The organism is Halioglobus sp. D3-4 (assembly GCF_055809315.1).
This window is the reverse complement of the sequence record NZ_CM147907.1, coordinates 923,764-943,094: the sequence shown is the minus strand read 5'-3', so window position 1 is coordinate 943,094 and position 19,331 is coordinate 923,764. Positions and strand designations below refer to the sequence as shown.

Annotated in this window: 16 protein-coding genes; 13 read left to right on the top strand and 3 right to left on the bottom strand. The window is 55.7% G+C overall.

Annotated elements, in window-relative coordinates; genetic code table 11:
* The first annotated feature begins 55 nt into the window (after window positions 1-55).
* The 3 genes from AC0L6S_RS03975 to AC0L6S_RS03965 all read left to right on the top strand — a co-directional run bounded on the left by AC0L6S_RS03975 (window position 56) and on the right by AC0L6S_RS03965 (window position 4,711).
* Window positions 56-1,264, top strand: a complete 1,209-nt coding sequence (locus AC0L6S_RS03975) for an acetyl-CoA C-acetyltransferase (RefSeq protein WP_473427127.1) — start codon at window positions 56-58, stop codon at window positions 1,262-1,264.
* Between the two features lie 82 nt (window positions 1,265-1,346).
* On the top strand, window positions 1,347-3,494 hold the full coding sequence (locus AC0L6S_RS03970; protein ID WP_473427126.1) for a 3-hydroxyacyl-CoA dehydrogenase NAD-binding domain-containing protein: 2,148 nt from the start codon (window positions 1,347-1,349) through the stop codon (window positions 3,492-3,494).
* A gap of 56 nt (window positions 3,495-3,550) precedes the next feature.
* Window positions 3,551-4,711 carry an acyl-CoA dehydrogenase family protein gene (locus AC0L6S_RS03965; protein WP_473427125.1) on the top strand — a complete coding sequence of 387 codons (1,161 nt, stop codon included), beginning with the start codon at window positions 3,551-3,553 and terminating at the stop codon, window positions 4,709-4,711.
* Between the two features lie 143 nt (window positions 4,712-4,854).
* Here the strand turns inward: AC0L6S_RS03965 and AC0L6S_RS03960 are convergent, their stop codons facing one another.
* Both AC0L6S_RS03960 and folE read right to left on the bottom strand, forming a co-directional pair.
* Window positions 4,855-5,799: a thrombospondin type 3 repeat-containing protein gene (locus AC0L6S_RS03960; protein ID WP_473427124.1), complete on the bottom strand. Its 945-nt coding sequence runs from the start codon at window positions 5,797-5,799 to the stop codon at window positions 4,855-4,857.
* Between the two features lie 235 nt (window positions 5,800-6,034).
* Window positions 6,035-6,715 (bottom strand): GTP cyclohydrolase I FolE, encoded by a 681-nt coding sequence (gene folE, locus AC0L6S_RS03955; protein ID WP_473427123.1) that lies wholly within the window; start codon window positions 6,713-6,715, stop codon window positions 6,035-6,037.
* 258 nt (window positions 6,716-6,973) lie between these two features.
* Between folE and AC0L6S_RS03950 the strand changes: the two genes are divergently transcribed.
* From AC0L6S_RS03950 to AC0L6S_RS03940, 3 genes are all read left to right on the top strand, one after another.
* Complete coding sequence (locus AC0L6S_RS03950; protein ID WP_473427122.1) at window positions 6,974-7,558, top strand: HupE/UreJ family protein; 585 nt, start codon at window positions 6,974-6,976, stop codon at window positions 7,556-7,558.
* Window positions 7,559-8,155, top strand: a complete 597-nt coding sequence (locus AC0L6S_RS03945; RefSeq protein WP_473427121.1) for a HupE/UreJ family protein — start codon at window positions 7,559-7,561, stop codon at window positions 8,153-8,155. It begins immediately after the preceding gene.
* Window positions 8,156-8,407: 252 nt separating this feature from the next.
* Window positions 8,408-9,454, top strand: coding sequence for a glycosyltransferase (locus AC0L6S_RS03940; RefSeq protein WP_473427120.1), 1,047 nt, complete (start codon window positions 8,408-8,410; stop codon window positions 9,452-9,454).
* Window positions 9,455-9,647: 193 nt separating this feature from the next.
* Here the strand turns inward: AC0L6S_RS03940 and AC0L6S_RS03935 are convergent, their stop codons facing one another.
* Complete coding sequence (locus AC0L6S_RS03935) at window positions 9,648-11,219, bottom strand: right-handed parallel beta-helix repeat-containing protein (RefSeq protein WP_473427119.1); 1,572 nt, start codon at window positions 11,217-11,219, stop codon at window positions 9,648-9,650.
* Window positions 11,220-11,571: 352 nt separating this feature from the next.
* Here AC0L6S_RS03935 and AC0L6S_RS03930 point away from each other — a divergent pair, with 352 nt between their 5' ends.
* The 7 genes from AC0L6S_RS03930 (at window position 11,572) to AC0L6S_RS03900 (ending at window position 19,307) form a co-directional block, all read left to right on the top strand.
* A complete protein-coding gene (locus AC0L6S_RS03930) occupies window positions 11,572-12,759 on the top strand; it encodes a serine hydrolase domain-containing protein (protein WP_473427118.1) in 1,188 nt (395 codons plus the stop codon).
* A 110-nt stretch (window positions 12,760-12,869) separates the two neighbouring features.
* The gene (locus AC0L6S_RS03925; protein WP_473427117.1) at window positions 12,870-14,141 is read left to right on the top strand and encodes an outer membrane protein assembly factor BamB family protein; all 1,272 of its coding nucleotides are present in this window, start codon (window positions 12,870-12,872) and stop codon (window positions 14,139-14,141) included.
* A gap of 52 nt (window positions 14,142-14,193) precedes the next feature.
* Complete coding sequence (locus tag AC0L6S_RS03920; protein WP_473427116.1) at window positions 14,194-15,015, top strand: SDR family oxidoreductase; 822 nt, start codon at window positions 14,194-14,196, stop codon at window positions 15,013-15,015.
* A gap of 53 nt (window positions 15,016-15,068) precedes the next feature.
* Window positions 15,069-15,419, top strand: a complete 351-nt coding sequence (locus AC0L6S_RS03915; protein ID WP_473427115.1) for a hypothetical protein — start codon at window positions 15,069-15,071, stop codon at window positions 15,417-15,419.
* A gap of 40 nt (window positions 15,420-15,459) precedes the next feature.
* On the top strand, window positions 15,460-17,022 hold the full coding sequence (locus AC0L6S_RS03910) for an FAD-dependent oxidoreductase (protein ID WP_473427114.1): 1,563 nt from the start codon (window positions 15,460-15,462) through the stop codon (window positions 17,020-17,022).
* Window positions 17,023-17,062: 40 nt separating this feature from the next.
* On the top strand, window positions 17,063-17,311 hold the full coding sequence (locus AC0L6S_RS03905) for a thiamine-binding protein (protein WP_473427113.1): 249 nt from the start codon (window positions 17,063-17,065) through the stop codon (window positions 17,309-17,311).
* Window positions 17,312-17,531: 220 nt separating this feature from the next.
* Entirely contained in the window at window positions 17,532-19,307 is a 1,776-nt protein-coding gene (locus AC0L6S_RS03900) for a DUF1800 domain-containing protein (protein ID WP_473427112.1), read from the top strand.
* The last annotated feature ends 24 nt before the right edge of the window (window positions 19,308-19,331 follow it).

The window sequence follows — 19,331 nt, the reverse complement described above, 5'->3', positions numbered from 1 at the left end:
AACTAGCGCACCACTGAGCGCCTGACCGGCTGGACCACCAGAAACGAGGAATACCATGACTAATCACGCCTATATCTACGATGCGGTGCGCACACCGCGCAGCAAAGGGAAAAAAGACGGCACCCTGAACGAGGTGAAGCCGATTGACCTGGGTGCGGGTCTGCTTCGCGGGCTGCAATCTCGCCACGATCTGGACACAGCCTATGTCGACGATGTCGTAATGGGCTGCGTGGGACCGGTGGGAGAACAGGGCTCGGATGTTGCAAAGATGATCGTGCAAAACGCTGAGTGGGATGAGTCCGTGCCCGGCGTACAGCTGGATCGCTTCTGCGCCTCGGGACTGGAAGCCGTCAACATCGCCGCGCAGAAAATCGCTTCTGGCTGGGAAGATCTGGTGGTGGCCGGCGGCATCGAGTCCATGTCGCGTGTACCGATGGGATCAAACGGCGGCGCAATGGGCAGCGACCCCGCCTTTCAATTCAAAACCGGTTTTGTACCGCAGGGGATCGGTGCTGATGTCATCGCCAACATTGAGGGCTTCACCCGCGAAGATGTCGATGCCTTCGCACTGGAATCGCAGAAGCGTGCCGCGCATGCCCGCGACAGCGGCTATTTCGATGCATCCGTACTGCCGGTAAAAGACAAGAACGGGCTGACCATTCTGGAGCGGGACGATTTCATTAAACCGGGCACAACGATGGAAGGCCTGGGCGCCCTCAAGCCCTCCTTTGAAATGATGGGCAGCGTTGGATTCGATGACATCATTCTACGAAAGTACAACACACTGGAGCGCGTTGAGCATGTACACACGCCCGGTAACTCCTCCGGCATTGTCGACGGTGCCTCCGCCGTCCTCATCGGCAGCGAAAGAGCCGGCAAGGATCTCGGCCTGACGCCCCGCGGTCGCATAGTCGCTACCGCCGTACTCGCCACTTGCCCGACCATTATGCTGATAGGCCCGGGCCCGGCCGCCAAAAAAGCGCTGGACAAGGCTGGCATGCAAGTCTCAGACATCGACCTGTGGGAAATCAACGAAGCGTTTGCCTCGGTCGCCATGCGCTATATGAAAGATCTCGGTATCAGTCATGACATCACCAACGTCAATGGCGGCGCTATCGCCATGGGCCACCCACTGGGTGCCACAGGCGCCATGCTGGTCAGCATCATGCTGGACGAGCTGGAACGACGCGGGCTCAAGCGCGCGATGTTGTCACTGTGTGTCGGTGGCGGTATGGGGATATCCACCATCATCGAACGTGTTTGAAACGACTGCAGGCAACAAGCAAAACCTGTAGCGATTCAAAAACAGCTTCCAATGACGTACGACAGAATTTAGGACAAAGACAATGAGTGTATTTAACTACGATAAAGATGCCGACGGCATCGTAACCGTCACCATGGATATGACCGGCCCGGTCAATGCGATGAACGAAGAGTATCGCGGCGCCATGTCCGAAACAGTAGAAAAACTGAAGTCCGAGAGTGATTTGACCGGTGTCATCTTTGCTTCGGCGAAGAAGGTCTTTTTTGCCGGGGGCGACCTGAATGATCTGCTCGCCGCCCAACCGGGCGATGAGGCCGAGTTTATGGCGGTGCTGGGAACGACCAAAGCGCATCTGCGCGAGTTGGAGAAGTTACCCGTTCCCGTTGTATCAGCCATCAATGGTGCGGCTCTGGGCGGCGGCTTTGAAATCTGCCTGGCCACCAATCATCGTATAGCCTACAACCACAAGTCCGTTCAAATCGGCCTGCCAGAGGTGAGCCTGGGCCTGCTGCCCGGCGGTGGCGGCGTGGTTCGAATGGTCAACCTGCTGGGCCTGCAGAACGCCCTGCCCTATTTGCTGGAAGGCAAGAAAGTGACACCTGAGCAGGCGTTGCAAGCCGGCATGATCCACGAGACTGTCGATTCGCTCGAGGAACTGCTGCCACGCGCCAAAGCCTGGATTCTGGAAAACAAGGGTAACGAGGCGGCGGCTGTGCAGCCCTGGGACCAGAAAGGTTTCAGGATTCCCGGTGGCAACGCCAGTTCGCCCAAAGTGGCACAGCTGCTGATGGCGGCACCGGCAATGCTGGCCAAAACAACACGCGGGCTTCTCCCCGCCCCTGAGCAGATCATGGACTGTGCCGTTGAGGCCGCCCGGCTCGATTTCGAAACGGCTCTGCGAATCGAGAGTCGCGGCCTGGCCTACCTGGTGACGACACCCCAGGCGAAGAACATGATCACCACGTTCTTCTTCCAGATGAACAAGATCAACGGCGGTGCCTCACGCCCGAAAGACATCCCACCACAGCAAACCAAAAAACTGGGTGTGCTCGGTGCCGGCATGATGGGCCAGGGTATCGCCTACGTATCGGCGATGGCCGGCATCGAGGTCGTGCTAAAGGATATCTCTGCAGAGGCCGCAGAAAAAGGCAAAGCCTACTCCGAGAAGTTACTGGACAAAGCCATCAGCCGTGGCCGCATGACAGAAGACAAGAAAGCACAGGTACTGTCGCTGATCAAACCTACGGCCAACGACGAGGACCTTCAGGGTTGCGACCTGATCATCGAAGCCGTGTTTGAAAGTGTCGAACTCAAAAACAAGATCACCTCCTCCACCGAGAAGTATCTGTCGGATGATGGTATCTGGGGCTCCAACACCTCAACGCTGCCTATTACCCAACTGGCTGAGGCTGCCAGCAAGCCAGGGAACTTCATCGGCATCCACTTTTTCTCACCGGTCGACAAAATGCCGCTGGTGGAAATCATCTGTGGCGAGCAGACCAGTGATATCGCGCTGGCCAAGGCGTTCGATTACGCCAAGCAGATCAGGAAGACACCAATTGTCGTCAATGACTCTCTGGGCTTTTTCACTTCGCGCACATTCGGTACGTATTTCGACGAGGGCGTCCGCGCAGTGACCGAGGGCGTACACCCGATCAAGGTGGACAATCTCGGGAAAGCCATCGGCATGCCGGTGGGCCCACTGACCGTACACGATGAGACTAGTCTGGAGCTGAGCCGCAAGGCCATGGAAACCTGGGATGCCATGGGTGTCAAAGGCAAGTTTGGTGAGCAGGATGCCCTGGAGGCCATGATTGCTTTCATGATCGGTGAGAACAATCGCGGCGGTCGACACCACGGTGGCGGTTACTTCGAGTACCACGACGACGGCAGCAAAACCATCTGGCCGGGTCTGGTCGAGAAGCTCTATAAGCCGGAGGTGACTATCAGTGACGAGGATATCAAGGATCGCTTACTGTTCCGTCAGGTCATCGAGGCCTTGAAATGCCTGGAGACAGGTGTCCTGCGCTCCGTTGCCGACGGCAATATCGGTTCCATCATGGGTATCGGCGCACCGGTCTGGACCGGCGGGTTTATCCAGTTCGTGAACACCTACGGACTCGAAAAATTCCAGTCGCGCTGCGCGGAACTGGCTGCCACCTACGGTGCACGGTTCACCTGCCCTGCGATTGTCGCCGAAAAGATCGCTGCAGGCGAAGCCTTCCAGTAAAAAGCTGACTGACAACTGGGGTCCGGCGCCACCGGGCCCCATCAAAGGAGACAAGCATGCGTGAATTTACTGAAGAACAAGTGATGTTTCGCGATGCCTATCGCAAGTTCCTCGAGGCTGAAATCGCACCTCATGTGGAAAAGTGGCAGGAACAGGGCATTGTTGACCGGGAAGCCTTTGAGAAAGCCGGCGAACAGGGCTTTCTGATGATCTGGCCGGACGAACAATACGGTGGCCTCGGCGACCGGGACTTCCGCTACGAACAAATTATCATCGAAGAAAACGCACGCGCTGGCACCGGCGAATGGTTCGCTACCCTTCACAGCCGACTAGTGGGCCCTTACATCGACCACTTCGGCAGTGACGAACAAAAGCAGCGCTGGCTGCCAGACTGCGTCTCGGGCAAGAAAATTCTCGCCATCGCGATGACCGAGCCCGACGCCGGCAGTGATTTGGCGGGCATGCGCACTACCCTGCTTGAGGACGGCGATCACTTCGTACTGAATGGCTCAAAAGTCTATATTTCCAACGGTATCAACGCCGATATTGTTATCGTTGCAGGAAAATTTGACCCGGATAACAACCCGCATGCGATGACGCTGTGTGTTGTCGAGCGCGGGATGGAGGGGTTCGAACGTGGCCGTAACCTCGACAAAATGGGACTAAAAGCCCAGGATACGGCTGAACTGTTTTTTAACAACGTCAAGATTCCCAGGGAAAACATTCTGGGCGAAGTCGGGCACGGCTTCTTCTACCTCATGCAGGGATTGGCCGAAGAGCGGCTGATTAGCGCGGTTGGCTCCGCGGCCAATGCCCGCCGTGCATTTAACCTGACCCGCCAGTTCGTTATGGAGCGCAAGGTATTCGGCAAGCCGCTGGCGCATATGCAGAATACGCAGTTCAAAATGGCCGAGATGGACAGTGAAATCGATATTCTGCAAGCCTATATCGACCACTGCGTCGAGCAACACAACGATGGTCAATTAACGGTCAACATGGCTGCCAAGGGCAAGCTACAGGCCACCGAGATTGAATGGCGTATGCTGGACCTTGGCGTACAGCTTCACGGTGGAGCGGGGTATATGAAGGAATACCCGATCTGCACAATGTTCACCGATGCTCGCGTCAACCGAATTCTGGCGGGAAGCTCCGAAATCATGAAGTTCATTATTGGGCGCGATATTTTCTCAGACGACTACAGCAGTATTCTGGATTGACACATGACTCCCGCTAGCTGCGTCCCTTTCTGGAGGTACTGGCGGATGATGGGTGCTGCAGTAGTCTTCAGATAAACCCATGGGATACGGACAGAACCTTCCCCAAGCAGGTGTGGAAGGCCGTTAAAAACGTCCCTAATTTGTTAACAACCGGGCGGAAGACCTTCACAAGCGACACCTCGCCCGGATTCAAACGTACTGGGTGCCTGATCCGGGTTCGATATGGCGGGACAATTGTCGACGGCATCGCCCACCCTGTCACCGTCGGCATCGACGTGATATGCGGCGTCATAGCTGGAGTTATGACCGTCCATAATAGCCTGCGCGATAAGGTATAAATCTGTATTGTACGCGGGGCCATAGCTATAGGTGGTCAGGTCTACATCGTAAAGCGCGTTCAGCCAAACAAGTCGCCCCAGATCAACCAGGATATCCCCGGGGTGTCCCAGGTTGTCGATATAAATAGCGTTACCCGCATTGCCTTGAAGATTAGCCACATCAGGCAGGTTATTCGCGGCCAATAGCAGGCGCAGTTCAGAGGCGCTTTGGCCATAGGGAATACTGAAGATATCCACGCCGGGATAGGTTTCACGCAGCGTATCTATCAGGCCGTGCCACTCGGTGGCCTGAAATTGAAGCCAGGTTGACGCATAGGTGGCGGCATCCATACTCGATGGGTAAGGGGTCCAGGGTAAAGCCAGGGCGAAACGCGTGGTGGGATTTTTGGACAACGCGTAGTTGATCCAGTTCACATAACCAGTAGTGCTCGGGTAGGTGGGGTAATAAGTCATCACAAACAACTCAACGTCCCCCTGATCGAGCACCTGCTGGATCGCAACGCGCTTAGCCGTGTTATTCCACAGCGCCTCTGGCGCGCCGCCGGCGCCTCCCTGGGTAATGACGCTCTGCGTGTGGCCAGTGATGCCTGCAGCGCTCACGTAATCCGGCATTCCATACGCAAAGGGCCAGAAAAAGCTGTGCCCGATGAACAGCGATTTGAACCCGGTTTCCGGCACCTCAGATGATACTTTGTTGGCAAACAATGCCAGACACAGGATTACTGACAGCATTGTCTGAACGCGCTTCATAATCTGGCAACCTTCTATTAGAATTATGGTGGGCAAGAAAAGCTCATCGATACGCCCGATGAGGCAAGCTTTACACGATCACAATTCATTGTCCATGCAAGCATGGATCATACCGGCGCCAACAACGATAAGGGGCAAAGCGAATGGTTCCCCTCCATCGGGAAGGACCCGTGTTCCGCATTTATTGCGGTTCTCGGTTACCGATGCAGCCCGAATCCCGATGAAATGTGCAGTTTCAGGCAGTGTATTCTGCCCGTGTTAACGGGTCTGTCCTGAATCTGCCACCCAGTGCGCAGGTTCGCGTAGTGGAATTGGCATCCATTACGCCCCTCGCCTTCACACAGTAATGCGCAGCATTAATAGTAACCGCTACATCATCGGTACCAAGCAATGTTTGCAATGCTACTAATACCTGCTGAGTCATGCGTTCCTGCACCTGCGGGCGCTGGGCAAAGAAGCGCACGATGCGGTTGATTTTTGACAGGCCAATGATTTTGTTGTCGGGAATATAGGCCACGTCGGCTAGGCCGTCGATGGTCACGAAATGGTGCTCACAAGTGCTTATTACTGAGATGTCGCTGACCCTTACCATCTCATCGACACCCATCTTGTTTTCGATAGCAGTAGCTTTCGGAAAATGAGCGTAATCCAGACCCGCAAAAATTTCATCGACATACATTTTGGCAATCCGGTGCGGCGTCTCAGAGAGACTGTCATCGGACAAATCAAGACCCAGGGTATCTGCAATGTCGGAAAAAGACGCCTTGATGCGTTGGTACCGCTGGTCGCGGTCTAAACCGTTACTTAAAAGGGGAGTCTCGAGACCTCGCGCTATCAAAGCTTCTCTGACCAGGTTGGCGTCCTGGGATATTGCCAGAGAAGGAGAAACCACAGGTTCCATAAGGGCTGATTTCATAATACTTTTTCTCTTGTTGTGTTACATAGCGTCGGCCGACACCAATATCGACCGCAATTCATATGAAGCCAGAACTAGTTACGCAGCCAAACAGCAGTCAGATCAATTTCTTGAAAAATAGCGAGGATTTTCGCCGGAGAGTTCTCGCATACATCACTACTGATGACTGAGGGCTGTCATTTGTGGACCGCACACATGCAGCAGACCAGCTCTTAGGGTATCCTCCTCGGCACATCCTTTGAACCGGGCCATTTCACTATGTTGTTTAAGAATCTCTTACTCGGCGCACTCCTAATTGGCGCTGCGACTAACGCAAATGCACACGAAGCCGCAGGGCTTGCCGGGGGCTTCTCGAGTGGCTTTATGCACCCTCTGCTGGGATGGGATCACGTCGCAGCCATGGTGGCTGTCGGCCTCTGGGGTGCCGTACTGGGTCGCTCGGCTATCTGGATCTTGCCAGTCGTGTTTCCGCTGGTAATGGCATTTGGCGGAGCACTGGGTGTCACCGGTATTCCCTTGCCAAGTGTGGAAGTTGGTATCGCCATGTCTGCGCTGGTGTTAGGCAGTATGGTATTGCTGGCTGCGCGGCCACCACTGTGGGTGGCGGCGATCATTGTCGGCTTGTTTGCGATATTCCACGGCCACGCGCACGGCACCGAACTACCGCACGCTGTCAGCCCACTGGCCTTCAGTATTGGCTTCGTGCTGGCCACCGGCCTGCTACACCTTTGCGGCATACTTATCAGCCTCCTCAGCCGCTGGCGCGCTGGCCAGGTGCTTGTTCGCGCTGGTGGCGCCATCATCGCGATGGCTGGAGCTATATTTCTGCTACGCGCTTTTTAAGTGTCGCCCCGCTTTCTTCATGTGCTGGTGCTCGTCGCGATGCCGGGCACTGCATTTGCCCATAGCCCGATGGCGGGGATTGGCGAGTTCTATGGAGGCATGCTTCACCCCCTATTGGTACTGTCGCACGCGTTGGCACTGGTTGTTTTTGCGCTCATGCTGGGCCAGCGCGGCACACGGGCGATGCGCTTTGCCTATCCACCGTACATACTTGCACTCGCTATAGGACTCACAGTTGCAGGCTTCGAGCTGCAACCCGTGCTGCCATTTCAGGAAATACTGCTGGTACTGGCCATGCTCTGCGGGCTCGGTGTAGCGGCCCAGCGTTCACCGCCAGAAATTGCGCTGGCAGTCATCGCCGCTATCACTGGCCTGTTGGTCGGCATGGACTCAGGTGTTACCGGCCTGGACAGACGCGAAACCTTCGCCGCTTTACTCGGCTGCTGGCTGGGAGGGGTACTGCTATTAGTGGTGGTAGCAGGCGTGGCCGAAATGGCGCAACACGTTTGGCAACGTATTGCCTTGAGGATTATCGGCTCATGGACAACGGCGTGCGCAGTACTTGTGCTGGCACTTGCGTTCAGGCCCGTCACATGACACTACTGGTTGGCCACCCAATCCCTGAGTGATTGAATGGCCATATCGAGGTCACTCTATCATGCGCTCGCGCCTCATCGTCGACTGCGAAAGTTGACTGCCAACGTTTCCAATAATCACGTTGCGACAAGACGCAATACCCACGAGGCCGAGGGGGCGCAAAGGGGCATAGCGAAAGAGAAAAAATTGGCAAGCAACGCTAACCCCACATATACTTCATCTCCTCCAGTGTACCCATTGGTGTAACTACCCGTGTCTAAAAACAAGGTGATGAATAGCCTGTCACTGTGCATGATAGTGCGCAACGAGGCTCATTTTCTCAGGCGTTGTCTGCAGTCTGTTGATGGGCTGGTTGATGAAATGGTTATTGTCGATACCGGATCAACCGACGACACAGCGGCGATTGCCGGGGCTTTTACCGATAAGGTTGAAACCTTTACCTGGTGCGATGATTTTTCTGCCGCACGCAACTATTCTCTGGAGCAAGCTCAGGGCGACTGGATTCTTGTGCTGGATGCCGACGAATGGATAGAGCCAGCGCATTTGCAACAGCTCCGAGAGCGCATTGCCACGACAACGCTGGATGGTTTTTTTCTACAACAGCGCAATTACAGTAACAACGCACTGGAGCCGGACTGGATACCGGTGAGCGAAAACAACGTTTACACGGGAGGGTTTTCTGGCTTCCGGGACAACCCTATCTGCCGCCTGTTTAGAAATAGACCAGACATTCGCTTTAGCGGACGGGTTCATGAGCTGGTCGACAGGTGTTTACCAGCAGGGACTTTTGATCATCTGGATATTCCTTTGCACCATCATGAGGACAGCGACCCCACAAAGCCCAAGTCCAGCCGTCAGTTGGTGTATCTCGCACTGATGGAAAAAGCACTGGAGGAAGATACCGGCGCTACAAGCAACCCCGATACAGGGCGCATGGCTGCCAACGCAGGTGCTTTGACGGTTCGACACAAACAGGACTACCACCTGGCTATTCGTTATTTTGAGCGCGCTATCGAGATGGGCTATCAACCGCAAGTAAATAGGGAGGGTATCGCAGAAGCACTGTATAGACTAGGTGACCACGCAGGTGCTCTCAAGGCGTACCGTTCGCTGTACGAATCAGGCTACCAGAGTTTCAGTCTACTCAATAACCTGGCCAACCTCCTTGTCCGGGGAGGCGCGCACAAAGCGGCTGCGCAATTACTCAAGCAGGCCCTGCCGATGGCGGCACATGTACCGGAGGTTGCTCAACGGATTGAACACAATATGCATTTGCTCGAAAAAGAAGCGACTTTGTGATTTTAGCAATGCGCTTTGCCGAAGTGCCGTAGATGCGTGTACTCGCTATCGGGTTTGTTATTGCCGGTATTACAGGTTAATTCGAGGTTGAGCACAGGTCGGTCATAGAACCGTCGTGCGACGGAGGGAATAATGACCCACCTCGGGATATCTGATCTCGCTCTATCGCAACGCATTGCGACAAATATTGCGATCAATGTGGCTGATGCATTCCAATAGCCGGGTTCGCCGGGGTCTCATTACCGAAATAGTCCACCTGTGGGGGATGGAGACCGATACCAGCGGCGATCGCCGGTGAGCCCGGTCGGATTTGAAACGCTTCCCCTGCCTGAAGGCGACCCGAACCGCGCCACTGTACGTTCTCGAACAGAGGGTCTCCGACGACAAATTCTGTGCCGGATACAGGCATATCGAAGAACAGGTTATTGGTGCAACGATCGCCACAGGCCAGGGGATACGTCTGCGCTGACGTCGCGTAAACGATGTTGTTGGCGAACTGAAAATCCCCAGCGTTGCCCATCGCTTCAAGTGGAATCGTCTCCAGCGCAGTATGGGGCCTGGGCATTACGAAGGTGTTGTTGTACATGCGGATATCGCTGAACGTACCGATGACCGGTGCCTTGCACGGACTGGTATTGATGGCTTTTCCATCGTCTATGCTGAGGTTGTAGCGCACATGCGCAGTATGCGGTTCATCGTCACTGCACAATAGTATGAAGCCCCCCTCATTATTGTGGCTGTAATTGTATTGGATAATGGTGCCTTCCTGCTCATTATCGATATCGAATCCGGTGCCGTCACAGCCATCGGTAGGGCTCTGCCCGAAACGATATCCGGAGACCTCGTTTCTCTGTATCAATGTGTTGATGGAATTCCAGGTCCAGATGCCCGCTGAGCAGTTTCGCTCCGGGCTAAGCCAATCCCTGCCCGCAAGATTTCCGACACTGACGATGTTGTCTTCTATTACGGCACTGTCCGTACCATGGGCGACAATTGCATCCCCCTGTAATCGTTTCAGTGTATTGCCGCGAATAACAATATTCTGCCCTCCCGCTGGCCACGTTTCAGTCGCCCGTGGGCGCTCACTGGAGCCGGCTGACGAGCCGTCAAAATAAATACCGCTTCGACCCACATCCTCAATGCGGTTGTTCTCGATCAGCACGCCGTCGAACTGCGCCTGTTGGCTCTCTAATGCAGAGTTCGCAATGATGGCACCGCCGCGCTTGGCTGTGCCGTTGAAAGTTACCAAACCGGTTACGTCATGGATATACAGGTCGCGTATCTCTACATCCCTTACCTGGCGTTCCAGCGATGTCAGATACACACCACGGTGCGGTTCATTCGGGTTACCAGGATTGGTCAATTCGAGATCGCCAATAACGACATGTGAGACATCTTCAAGGTGCACCGCGGCAGTCTGCAGGCCCTGCGCATCAATCCTCGGCAGCGCGCCCTCGCCATAGGCCCCAATATGGATGCGATCATCCGCAGCCCCCGACCCCATGGGCTTGAGCATGCCATTGCAGACGGTACCCCGGCGCAACAAAAGCCGGTCACCCGGAGCCAGAGTGATGGAATTAGCCATGTCGAAATCACGCCAGGGCGCCTCCATCGTCCCCTCGCCCGGCACCGATGACTGACAGTCGATGTAATACGATGTCCCCGTTGTCGGCCCGGGGCTCGTTGACGATAGATCACTACATGCGGAGATGGAGATTGCCAGTGCCAACCACCACGCGGTTGATCGCAAACCTGCGTTGTTCATTTTTTTCCTCACCGATATCTTTGCGTGTATCAGCAATCTCAGTGCACAAGCAACCGTATATAGTTGCAGCTATTGTTATTACGCCCACTGTAACATCGGCACATTAACGGGGCTTACCCATAGTTTGCAAGGGGATATTTAACCGGTTCGAGCAAATAGCGTGGTTGAGCAATCTACTTAACCGCCACCCTGCCCCGGCTGGGGCTGTGGTCGAAAAGTATCAGTCGTTCTATACTGCGGTGCCCAGAGCGTCTACGTCAGCTGACTACTACGCTGCGTAATTTCGGTAATTCCAACCGGCTGCCGCTCAGGGCTCGGCCATTCAAACAATAAACCCCAGGGGGCACATCAGGTGAAGTGGATAACCAGGATACTTGTATTGATCGCGGTGGTGTTGGCCATCGGCTATTTCAGCATAGACAAGGACACACGGAGGATACTTGCCAATCTGCCCACAGATCGCGATGTGCTGTTCTGGACAGTGCCACAACGTGATGCGCTGTTCCGGGCACTCGACCTCGTCCCCATCGTCGCCGATTCCCGCGTGATTGAGGCCGGCGGACACCCCTTCCCTCTCCCTCCGGGTGAACCCATGAACCTGGCCACTGATGTCGAGGCCTATATGGATGAGCAGCGCACGGCCGCATTGATCATCGTGCAGGATGGCAAGGTGCGGCTGGAAAAATACGGGCTGGATTTTGACGCCACCGGACGATGGACCAGTTTCTCGGTCGCAAAATCGTTTACCTCCACACTGGTAGGAGCGGCAGTAAAGGACGGCTATATCAAGAGCGTTGACGATAAAGTATCCGCATATATCCCCGACCTGAAAGGCTCTGTCTACGATGACGTATCGATAGCGCAGTTACTGACCATGACGTCGGGTGTCAAGTGGAACGAGGACTATGAAGACAGGAACAGCGATGTCGCCCTGTTCAATGAACACGAGGCAGAGCCGGGTGTCGATGTCACTGTCAGCTATATGCGCAAACTCCCCCGCGAGGCACCGGCCGGCAGGGATTGGGTGTACAAGACCGGGGAAACAAACCTGATTGGCGTGCTAGTGAGCTCCGCCACCGGCAAAACCTTGTCAGACTATCTTTCCGAGAAGATCTGGGCGCCCTTCGGCATGGAACAGGATGCGAGCTGGTTGCTGGGCTCTACCGGGCACGAGGTCAGCGGCTGCTGTATTCAGGCCTCCACGCGCGACTTCGCGCGCTTCGGCCTGTTTATCCTCGGCGGAGCAATGGTCGATGGTAAGCGGGTGGTTCCCGACAACTGGTTAGGCGCCGCTACAACCACGCAAGCTGACATAGCGTTTCCGGGCAAGGGCTATGGCTACCAGTGGTGGACGTACGATAACGGCAGTTTTGCGGCGCAGGGAATTTTTGGCCAGGGCATTTTTATCGATCCAGCGCGGAAGCTTGTCATTGCCTCCAACAGCAACTGGCCCAGAGCCACTGATTACGCAACCGTGGGTGCTCAGCGCGAGGCGTTTTACCGGGCTGTACAGGCCGCTATCGATGCCGAAGCGAATTGAACGGCATACTGTTACGATGTCCAATCAGTGGCGCATGACGGGTCGCGTGTATTCTGGCCGGTTATTGCGCGAAAACACGATCTGATAATTTAATACTGAGGACACAGAACTTGAAGCTCTACACGTTGGTTTTCATCGCACTGCTGACAACGGCATGCAGTGACCATAACAACTCCAGCGGTTCTGACTCCAATTCGGGCTCTACGTCCTACTACCCCGATGTCAATTGGCCCAATATACACCGTGATGCTGGCAATACCGACAGCATCCCGAGTGATGGCGCTACGGATCTGGAATTTGCGTGGTCGGCCAAAGTCGATGGGCTGACTCTGGCCGCGCCCACTGTAGGGCCCGATGACCAGCTCTACATCACACTCGCCAAAACCGGTTGCACCGTATACGCGTTTGACAGCCTGTCCGGGGAAGAGCTGTGGTGTCTCGATGCAACCGATCTCGGTGCGGCGGCTTCGTCCGTACTCATCGACAGCGATAACAACCTCTATATCGGCGATACCTCGCACATGCGCTCTTACGATGCGGCGGGCCGGCTTCGCTGGCAAACCCCGATTGTGGCCGCGCCGATCAGCGCACAGTTCACCCCGGACGGACACCTGATCTTTCCTTCCTTCAGCGGCCGGATTTATGTACTCGACCGACAAACCGGCGAGCACGTCATAACACCGTATGACCTGGTGCCCAGTGCGGGCACACCGGGCAGCCTGCTCACCTGCCTCAGTGGCGATTCTTCCGGGAGTTGTGTCGTGCCCAACACCCTCGCTATCGATATGGACACTGGTGTTTTCTATATCACCCTGAACATACCCTCTGAACCAAACGGCCTTGTTGCGGCGCTGCGCTACTCCGCTAACAGCACACCCAGCATAGACCCGGTCTGGCAGAGTTCAGTACTTACCGGTGGCAGTGGCGCCAGCATTGTCATCTCCGGCGATGGGACAAGACTCTACGGCAATGATGGTGCCGACAATACCTATGCACTGGATGCCGATACCGGGCAGTTGCTGTGGCTGTACCCGATAGGCTATACCCCAATTGGCAGCCCATCGGCAACGCCCGATGGACGCATTATCCCCGCGCCACTGGACGGGGTGGCAGTTGCGCTGATGGACCGGGGAGATCACGCCGAATTGCTGTGGACGCAAAGCGGCACACCGTTCAACGGCCTGCTGGTGCAGGCTGGCAATGACCTCGCCTACACCTCCTCCGAGAACGGAGCCGTTATTCTGGATGCGATAACAGGTGAGATTATCGGTCTTGCCGAAACAGACATCCCTGTGAAAACAGTGGGAACAGCGTTAAGCTCCAGTGGCATGGTGTTTTTCGCGGAGGCCACGGGCAGACTGTACGGTTTTAGCAAGAAGTAAGCAGTACGGAGACGCCATAGTGGCACCTGCACACGGCTGAGGAGGCTTTGCGTTGGCATCGAGAAACCTGAAGATTACCGCTCTCGGGAGCTTGCTAGTTTTGGCGCTGGCCGCAGTTACCGTCGCGGTGCTGAATGCTCAGAAAACGGATGCCCCGACCGGCACCGTCCTGATCACGGGCGCCAACCGAGGCATCGGCCTGGAGTTCGCCACTCAGTATGCAGCAAAGGGCTGGACAGTGATCGCAACGCACCGGCGGGACACTGTTCCAGAGAGTCTCAAAGCGCTCAGCGAGCAGTATGACTCCGTCCGCATAGAGACACTGGATGTGCTGAACCACGACCAGATCGATGCACTGGCAGACAAATTGCAGGACACACCGATCGATCTGTTACTCAACAACGCTGGCATCATGTCTACGGGAGATCCCGCATCGGCACAGACCTTCGGCACCCTGGACCACGACAATGCCGAGATATATATGCGCGTGAATGCCTTCGGGCCAATCAAGGTTGCCGAGGCCTTCTTCTCGCAGGTATCAGCCAGCAATCTGAAGAAAATCGTCAACATCAGCTCCAGTTCCGGCCGGGTGTCGCGTCCTCCTCCCCACTCCGGCAATATGTGGTACCGCGCCAGCAAAACGGCACTCAACGGCCTGATGGTAACCATGGTACCCACGGCCAGCAAGGCGGGTATTACGGTAGTGATGTTTGAACCCGGCTGGACCTGGACAGGCAAAAACGAGAAAAACCGTCAGCCGGGTCAACTCGACCCCTCCGAGGTTGTCGCCGCAATGATCGAGACTATCGATGGCCTGACCCTCGAGGATACAGGACGCTTCCTTGCGCGCGATGGAGATACGCAGCCCTGGTAGTCTCACCAGAGCCACGATGTCATGCCCATGAAGCAGCGCAACGGATTTCAGCCATGAGTACACGCCCCGTTCGATTCACACGGCGAGGTGTACTGATAGCTGGCGCCACAAGCGTTGCCGGTGGTTCCGCTGTACTCCTGCTCGATCACGTATTCGGCAGCGACAGTCCGCTGGCCGACAGCTACGCCGCCCGCAGACTCGGTGAACGCTTTGCCCGTATCCTCCCAGACCCCGGTAAACTCTGGCGCGACGTACCGCCAGCATCGGCGGATCAATGGGTCATGCGCCTGCGCAGCATGATCAGTGACGACTTCGACAACAACCGCCTGGTGCAGGTGGATGGCTGGTGGCTGGCGGAGACGGAGCTCCGATTATGCGTTCACATCTACATGCAAAACCCATGATACATTCAAGCGGGCTTACCATAAAACCGGTGCACACCACATGATAGTCAGTGGCAGCGACGCACCGCAGCAGATTCACGCTGACATTTGCATTGTCGGCTCCGGCCCGGCCGGCATGACAGTGGCACTGGAACTAGAGCGACTGGGCGTTGATTGTGTATTGCTGGAAAGTGGCGGTCGCGTGCCGGATCAAGCGCACACAGCACTTAATCAGACACCACAGATCGGTATCAGAACAGACCCCAGTGTCGCCAACCGAGTACGCGGCCTCGGCGGTACCAGCGCGCTTTGGGGCGGCTTGTGCAGGCGTCTGGACGCTCTGGATATGGAGCGCCGACCCTGGGTTCCCGGCAGTGGCTGGCCCATCGGCCTGGACGATTTGCTGCCGCACTATGACACTGCGCATAGAATTCTGGCGTTGCCCGCAGCACAGTACGATCTCCATCAACTGCATGCCAGCGGCGCCGACAAAGGGCCTCTGCTGGCAGACAGGGATTTTCAGAATTCTGTTTTCTACTACGACAGTTCACCGATACGCTTTGGCCCCCATTATGGCCCGCAGCTGGAATCCTCCAGCCGTGTACGAACCTTTCTGGATTCCACTGTGGTGGATATCAGTACGGATAGCACGGGAGCGCAAGTCACAGCGCTGGACGTCTCGACGCTGCACGGCAGACGCTTTCAGGTACGCGCGCAGAGGTTCATCCTCGCCGCAGGCGCCATCCAGAACGCACGCCTGCTATTGAATGCCGACAGCGTGCACAAGCGTGGTTTGGGTAACCAGCATGACATGGTTGGCCGCAATTTTCTGCAACATCCGGTCTTTTACGGCCCGCGATTACTGCTGTTCAACACATCAGACCGGCTGCGCTTGCGTCGCACCAATACCAGCAAGGTAGCAATACTGACGGCGATCGCTGCGCGCGCTGCCAGAGAGCAACAACTTCTCAATTTTCATTTTTTTGTACAGGAGCCACAGCCACCGGGTGAAAGGGAAAGGCTACTGCGTACCCTGCCTACGGCCATTCGCAGGGTAATACAGGGACTGCCCGCCGCTCGAGCGGGCGAAGTGGGTGAAGTACCCGAGTACCTGAGTGAGTTGCAGTCACTTTTGACGCCACAATCAGACGTAGAGACACTCTATGTACCACTGGAGATTCGTGCAGAACAGGCGCCGAATACCGACAGCCGTATACTTCTTGATACCGCGCGCGATGAACTGGGGCTGCGCCGCGCAGTAATGGACTGGCGCCTCAGCGAGTTGGATCGCGTGAGCATGGAGAACGGCATGCGTCTACTGGGTGGTAGCATGGCGCGCAACGGTATTGGGCGTGTCCAGTCAGGCCCCCGTCAATGGGCCATACCGGAGGCGCAAGGCAAATTCCTGCACGGTGGCAATCATCAGTACGGGACTACCCGCATGGGTGATTCACCACGCAGCAGTGTCGTCGACCGGAACTGCCGTGTGCACGGTCTGGCCAACCTGTACATTGCTGGTTCTGCGGTATTCCCCACGACAGGTTATGCCAACCCCACGCTGACTATCGTCGCGCTCTCAGCCCGACTGGCGGACCATTTGGCGCAATCCGCGCCCGGGGTCTAACACAAACTTGAATATATACTACTGAACAGAGGACAACACCATGATCGTTACCGTTGATATCAGCATGTATCCGCTGAACGCGGACTTCAGGGACCGGGTACTGGGCTTCATCGAGAAGCTGGAGTCCCGACAAAACCTACGAGTCAATCCCGGCTCCACCTCGACTGTGATAATTGGCGAATACCGGACCGTGATGGAAGCCATTACTGAAATGCTCGAATGGAGTCATAAGGAACACGGACAATCGGTGTTTGTGACCAAATTTATACTCGACTATGAAGCTGAGTAAGCCGTATAGGTACGCTGCAGACCAGTGATCTGCAGCGTACTCCGCACTAGCAAACCGCCTACTCCCCGCCCGCTCGCTCCGAACGGCCACCTGAACGCAGTTCCATGCTGAATTCTGCGAAGGTAGCCGTCGCCAAAAAAGATCATATTTTTTTGCGTTTCCTGTCATATAGATGTATTCACTGAACAACTAAGTAGGAAACCACCTATCCGGGGAAGCTATGCACAATTTCAGCCCAAGACACCTGAGAACCCTGCTGCTACTGTTTTCTTCCTTGCTACTGTTCGCCTGTGGAGGCGGTGGCGGTGGTGGCGGGTCATCTGCATTCGACGAGGTGACAACACCGATCGACACACCAGTCGAACCACCACAGCCAGTGACAGTTACTGAGGAAGAAGCCAGCCGATTTCTCAGTCAGGCCACCTTTGGGCCAAACCAGTCAGGTATAGAGGAAGTGGTATCTCTTGGTCTGGAGCAATGGTTGCTGAACGAATTCGAGAAACCGGCATCGCTACATCTTGAGGGTGTATTGTCACACTTCCCGGAAGATGGCAGCTTTCTTGGAGACAACGGTCAGCCTCTGCCGGAACTGGTATTTCTCCCTTCCGATTCGTTCTGGAAAACGGCAATTGAAGGCGATGATCAGCTTCGCCAACGCATGGCCTTTGCCCTGTCCCAGATACTGGTTGTCTCTGGTGAGGGCAATGCGGGTCGCGCCCCCCAGGCATTGGCCCACTACGCTGACATACTGACAGAAGGCGCGTTCGGAAATTACCGTGACCTGCTACAGAACGTCACCTATTCGCCTGCAATGGCGGTGTTTCTGACTTATCTGAGAAACGAGAAGGCCGACCCCGCAACAGGCCGCGTGCCCGATGAAAACTATGCCCGCGAGCTGCTTCAGTTGTTCACGATAGGGTTGGTGGAGTTAAACCCGGACGGTACGCCCGTGACCCTACCGGACGGCAGTGAAGTGGAGTTATATGACAACGACGACATTACCGAACTGGCCAAGGTATTCACCGGCCTGAGTTTTACTGCACCCAGTTTCAGAACCCCCTTCCAGCGCCTGCCACCCTCGTCGTACTACTCTGCGCTGTCCATGTTTAATGGCTTTCACTCAGAGGAGGCCAAGCGATTCCTGAGCATCAATATACCGGCAAACACCACTGGCCAGGAAAGTATCAATATAGCGCTGGATGGGATCTTCGCGCACCCGAATATCGGGCCTTTTGTGGGACGACAACTGATTCAGCGCTTTGTGACCAGCGCTCCAAGCAATGATTATGTGCGCCGCGTCGCCGCCGCATTCGATAGTGGCGACTACCAGCTTCCCTCAGGCGCAATCGTTGGCAGCGGGGAACGCGGCGATCTTAAAGCCGTCATTGCGGCAATACTCATGGATGAGGACGCGCGTTCTGCGGCGTCTCTCGACAATCCGCAGTTTGGTAAACTGCGCGAGCCGTTACTGCGTTTCACACACTGGGCACGCGCCTTCGAGATCAACAGCGCAGATGCGGCAAACGAGTCTATGCTGCGCAATACCACCGCACCGGAAGCGCTGGGCCAGCAGGCCTATCGCTCGCCATCAGTGTTTAATTTCTATCGTCCGGGATACATCGCTCCCGGTACCGAAACGGGCACTGCCGGGCTCACCGCGCCAGAACTGCAAATAGCCAATGCCACTACGGTGGTTGGGTATCCCAACTTCCTGACGACATTTGCGTTTGGCTTGTCCCGCAAAATAGACAGCAACCAGCCACCGACCTATGTACCGGATTACTCGCCTCAGATGGCGCTGGCAGCCGACCCCGTGGCACTGTTGGACAATCTTGATCTGCTGCTGACATACGGCACCCTGCAGGAAGATACACGGGGAAGAATTTCCGACATTCTGAATGCGCTGGATTCTGACACTGAAGAAGATCTGCTACTGCGCGCACGCGCTGCCAGCGTACTGGTGATGACATCCCCCGAATACATCGTGTTGCGTTAAGCGCAAACCAAACAGGATACTGAC